This window comes from Dietzia sp. DQ12-76, assembly GCF_014145045.1.
Taxonomy (GTDB): Bacteria; Actinomycetota; Actinomycetes; order Mycobacteriales; family Mycobacteriaceae; genus Dietzia.
On record NZ_JAALDV010000073.1, the window covers coordinates 1 to 3,904 of the forward strand.

General features: G+C 70.4%; 4 protein-coding genes and 1 pseudogene. 1 reads left to right on the top strand and 4 read right to left on the bottom strand.

Translation table 11 applies throughout. From position 1 onward, the window contains the following. Nucleotides 1–15 precede the first annotated feature (15 nt). Together G6019_RS03610 and G6019_RS03615 are read right to left on the bottom strand one after the other, a co-directional pair. A complete protein-coding gene (locus G6019_RS03610) occupies nucleotides 16–822 on the bottom strand; it encodes an SRPBCC family protein (protein ID WP_182627050.1) in 807 nt (268 codons plus the stop codon). Continuing rightward, nucleotides 815–1,543, bottom strand: coding sequence for an ArsR/SmtB family transcription factor (locus G6019_RS03615; RefSeq protein ID WP_182627052.1), 729 nt, complete (start codon nucleotides 1,541–1,543; stop codon nucleotides 815–817). Before G6019_RS03615 ends, G6019_RS03610 begins: the two co-directional genes overlap by 8 nt. Before the next feature lie 184 nt (nucleotides 1,544–1,727). Between G6019_RS03615 and G6019_RS03620 the strand changes: the two genes are divergently transcribed. Then, on the top strand, nucleotides 1,728–2,657 hold the full coding sequence (locus G6019_RS03620; protein WP_194305417.1) for an amidohydrolase family protein: 930 nt from the start codon (nucleotides 1,728–1,730) through the stop codon (nucleotides 2,655–2,657). Nucleotides 2,658–2,771: 114 nt separating this feature from the next. Here the strand turns inward: G6019_RS03620 and recR are convergent. Together recR and G6019_RS03630 are read right to left on the bottom strand one after the other, a co-directional pair. Then, nucleotides 2,772–3,377 (bottom strand): annotated as a pseudogene (recR, locus tag G6019_RS03625) (recombination mediator RecR); the annotation flags it as partial. A gap of 82 nt (nucleotides 3,378–3,459) precedes the next feature. After that, nucleotides 3,460–3,795 (bottom strand): YbaB/EbfC family nucleoid-associated protein, encoded by a 336-nt coding sequence (locus G6019_RS03630; protein ID WP_017836347.1) that lies wholly within the window; start codon nucleotides 3,793–3,795, stop codon nucleotides 3,460–3,462. Nucleotides 3,796–3,904: the final 109 nt, after the last annotated feature.

Below are 3,904 nucleotides of genomic sequence, written 5' to 3' on the forward strand. Positions count from 1 at the left end.
GGGAGCGGCGGGTTCCTAGTCCGCGGGCGGTCCGGGCTCCTGCGGCGAACCGCCCTCGCCCGGCTCCGTCGGGTCGGCAGACGGCGGGAACAGCGAGTCGGTCCAGCGCTGCCACCCGGCGGTGAGCGCGTCGCGGTTGAGCCCCTCGCCGTAGTAGTAGTGGGTGACGGTCACCATGCCCCACGCGCCGTCGCCGCTGAAGAAGTGGACCCCCCGGTCGCTGCGGATCCCGAGATTCCCCGGTTCCGCCACCACCACTACGCCGTCGATCGGCTCGAGCCCCTCGGGTGTCAGGTGCACGGTGTCGCCGACCGCCAGCTGCCGGTCGATGCCCAGCGCGTCGTTGAACAGCGACCAGATGCCGTCCTTGTCGAGGTCACTGAACGCGATGATCGACACGGTGGCCGGCGGCAGACCGCGGAAATGGTCGAAATAGCGTCGGAGGTTCGACAGGAAGCCGTCCCAGCCCCGGCTGTGGTACTCGGCCTCCCAGTCCTCGCCGGTGATCCCGCTGTGGATGAGCCGCAGCACTGCTCCACCACCGTCGCGGCCCTCGACGAGGAATTCCACGACCTGCGGGTCCCCGTCCGCGGAGGACGCGTATCGCCGCCCGGGCTCCCATTCCCTGACCGTGGCCTCGGAGACGTTCCCGGAGCCGAAGTCGGACACCACGCGGGCTCCCACTCCCCCTTCCGGCGGGTCGAACCGGTGCGGTACGAACCAGCACGCCATGCCCTCACCCGTGGCCACGGCCTCCCACACCTCCTCCGGGGTGGCGTCGAGCTCGATGGACTTCTCGATCCGTTTGTGCTGGTCAGACATCGTTCTTCTCCTCTTGGTGCATTGCGGGACTGTCGGGCGAAGCGCTGTCGGGCGTGGAGCTGCGGGATGTGTGACTGCTGGACGGGGTGGGGCGGCCGGGTGCGGAGTCGCCGGGTGCGGAGCTGCCCGCGGTGTCTCCGGTCCCGGGCGGGACGGCGTGCATCCCCAGGACGAGGCGGTGTCGGCGGCCCCCCTCGGCGGAGTCGTCGTGGTATCTGGACACCAGCCTGGTGACGGCGTCCGTGAGTTCGTCCGCGAATGCCGCGCGGTCGGCCGGGGTGGCGAACCGCACCTCGCCGTCGAGGCCGAACGTCCCGACCTGCTTGCCGGTCCGGCGCGCGCCCCCCACCAGCTCACCCACCTCGCGCACCATGCGCGAGGCCAGCGCGAGCAGCCATCGTGGCGACGCCTGGTCGGGGTCGGTGCTCACGGCGGGCTGGACCCGCCCCATCACCCCCGGAGAGACGACGAACGACGACGACGAGGCCCTGAGGATCCGTTCGGTGACGTTGCCCCGCCGCCGCTCCTCGACCAGTTCGACCAGCCCGTGCTTCTCGAGTTGCCGCAGGTGATAGTTGAGCTTCTGCCTCGGGACGCCGAGGCGAGCCGCGAGCGTGGTGGCGGACCCCGGTTCGGCGAGTTCGGCCAGCAGACGAGTACGCATGGGGGCCAGCGCGGCGGTGGCCGCCTCCGCGCTGTCGATCACTCCGATGTCCTGCACGCCCGGCCTCCTGTCTCCAACGACCTCGAGCCCTCTTTCCTGCCCACCCTGCTACCGACAAACTTTCTTGTCAAGAAGGATTTTTCCGCCGGTGCGCGGTGAGGGTCACCGACAGCGGGGTGCGCACCGCGGGTACGGGCCACAACACACCGGACCGATGCAGCACTGGCCTACGCTCGGGTCCATGTGCATCCACCACGGCACCGCCACCCTCACCGGCTCCGTGACCCCTCCCGATCCCGCGCGAGAGGCAGCGCGCGTGCGCGCCCTGTGGGAACCGCTGGGTCTACCCGGGATCATCGACGTCCACACACACTTCATGCCCGAGCGGGTGATGGCCAAGGTGTGGGACTACTTCGACGGCGCCGGCCCGAAGGTCGGGCGGACGTGGCCGATCACCTACCGGGAGGCCGAGGACGAGCGGGTCGAGCGCCTGAGGTCCTACGGGGTCCTGGCGTTCTCATCCATGCTGTACCCGCACAAGGCGGACATGGCGGCGTGGCTCAACTCGTGGTCCGCGGACTTCGCGGCACGGCACCCCGACTGCCTGCACACCGCCACCTTCTTCCCCGAGCCGGCCGCCGGCGAGTACGTCCGGGACGCCATCGAGTCCGGGGCCCGGGTGTTCAAATCGCACATCCAGGTGGGCGAGTACGACCCGCGCGACCCACTGCTGGACCCCGTGTGGGGTCAGTTGGCCGAGGCGCGGGTGCCGACGGTGATCCACTGCGGCAGCGGCCCCGTGGCGGGGCCTTTCACGGGCCCGGAGCCGATCGCCGGCGTGCTGGAGCGTTACCCGGACCTGCCACTGATCATCGCCCACATGGGCATGGGCGAGTACTCGGAGTTCCTGGACCTGGCGGAGAGGTACAGCGGCGTCCACCTGGACACGACCATGGCGTTCACCGACTTCGTCGAGGAGATCACCCCGTTCCCCGACTCCGAGCGCGGGCGGCTCGTCGATCTGGAGCACAAGATCCTGCTGGGGACCGACTTCCCCAACATCCCCTACCCGTTCGCGCACCAACTCGACGCGCTCGCGGGCCTCGGGTTGGGGGATGACTGGCTACGGTCGGTGTGGCACGGTAACGCCGCGAGGCTCTTCGACCTCTGACAGGTCGGGCGACGACTGGGGGGCCAGCTGGGGTTCCGGCTGGCGTTCCGGGGCCTCCGTCTGTTCCGGACGGAGCACGCCCCCTGACCGCGTGGGCTGGGAGGGGCCACCCGAGAGGATCCGGCGGCCGGACAACGCGCTACCCAGGGTCAGTTCGTCCGCGAATTCGAGATCCGCACCCATGGGCAGGCCCGAGGCCAGGCGGCTCACCACGAGTTCGGGGAACGGCCGCAGCAGCCGTGCGAGGTATGTCGACGTGGCCTCGCCGGTGGTGTTGGGGTCGGTCGCGATGATGATCTCCGCGATCTCCTCGCCCTCGAACTCCTGACCGACCCGCCTCATCAGGCCCGCGATCCGCAGTTCGTTGGGGCCGATGCCGTTGAGGGGGTCGAGCGCGCCACCGAGCACGTGGTAGAGCCCGCGGAACTCGCGGGTGCGCTCGATGGCCTCGATGTCCTTGGGCTCTTCGACCACGCAGATGAGAGTGGGATCGCGTCGCGGGTCCGAGCAGATGCGGCAGCGTTCGCCCGCCGCCACGGTGCCGCAGACCTCGCAGTAGGAGACGCCGTCGACCACCGCCTGCAGCGCCGAACGCAGCCGCTCCACCGACTCGGGCTCCGCCTGCAGGAGGTGGAAGGCCAGCCGCTGCGCGGACTTCGGACCGACGCCCGGCAGTTTGCCGAGCTCATCGATCAGGTTCTGGACTGGTCCCTCGTACATCGCCGTTCCTGTGCTGTGTTGGTGCCGGCGTCGGTTGCGACACCGGGAGGCGGGTTCCGGACCTCCCCGGATCCCGCCGGGCTCACATGCCCAGGCCACCCATCATGTCGCCGAGGCCACCACCGGAGGCCAGCGGGCCGAGCCGCGACTCCGCGAGCTGCTGGACCTTGGTGTGGGCGTCACCGAAGGCACCCACGAGCAGGTCCTGCAGCGTCTCGATGTCCTCGGGGTCCACGACCTTGGGGTCCACGGTGACCCCGGTGACCTCTCCGGTGCCGCGCATGGTGACGGTGACGAGACCGCCACCGGCCTGACCGTCGACCGTGGTCGCGGCGATCTCCTGCTGCGCCTGGGCGAGCTGGGCCTGCATCTGCTGGGCCTGCTCGAGGAGGGCGTTCATGTCGGGTCCGGGCTGCATGTCGGGTCCTTTCGGCTGGTGCCTCATCTGAGCCGGGGCGGCCCCGGTCGGTCGGGATCCAGGGTAACCGCACCCTCGGACAGCGTGCCCCGCCGCGCGGCGGGCCGAG

Excerpts from the sequence above, each read along its gene's own strand:
- G6019_RS03610 (WP_182627050.1), bottom strand. The coding sequence starts at position 822 with ATGTCTGACCAGCACAAACGGATCGAGAAGTCCATCGAGCTCGACGCC.
- G6019_RS03620 (WP_194305417.1), top strand. The coding sequence starts at position 1,728 with ATGTGCATCCACCACGGCACCGCCACCCTCACCGGCTCCGTGACCCCT.
- G6019_RS03630 (WP_017836347.1), bottom strand. The coding sequence starts at position 3,795 with ATGCAGCCCGGACCCGACATGAACGCCCTCCTCGAGCAGGCCCAGCAG.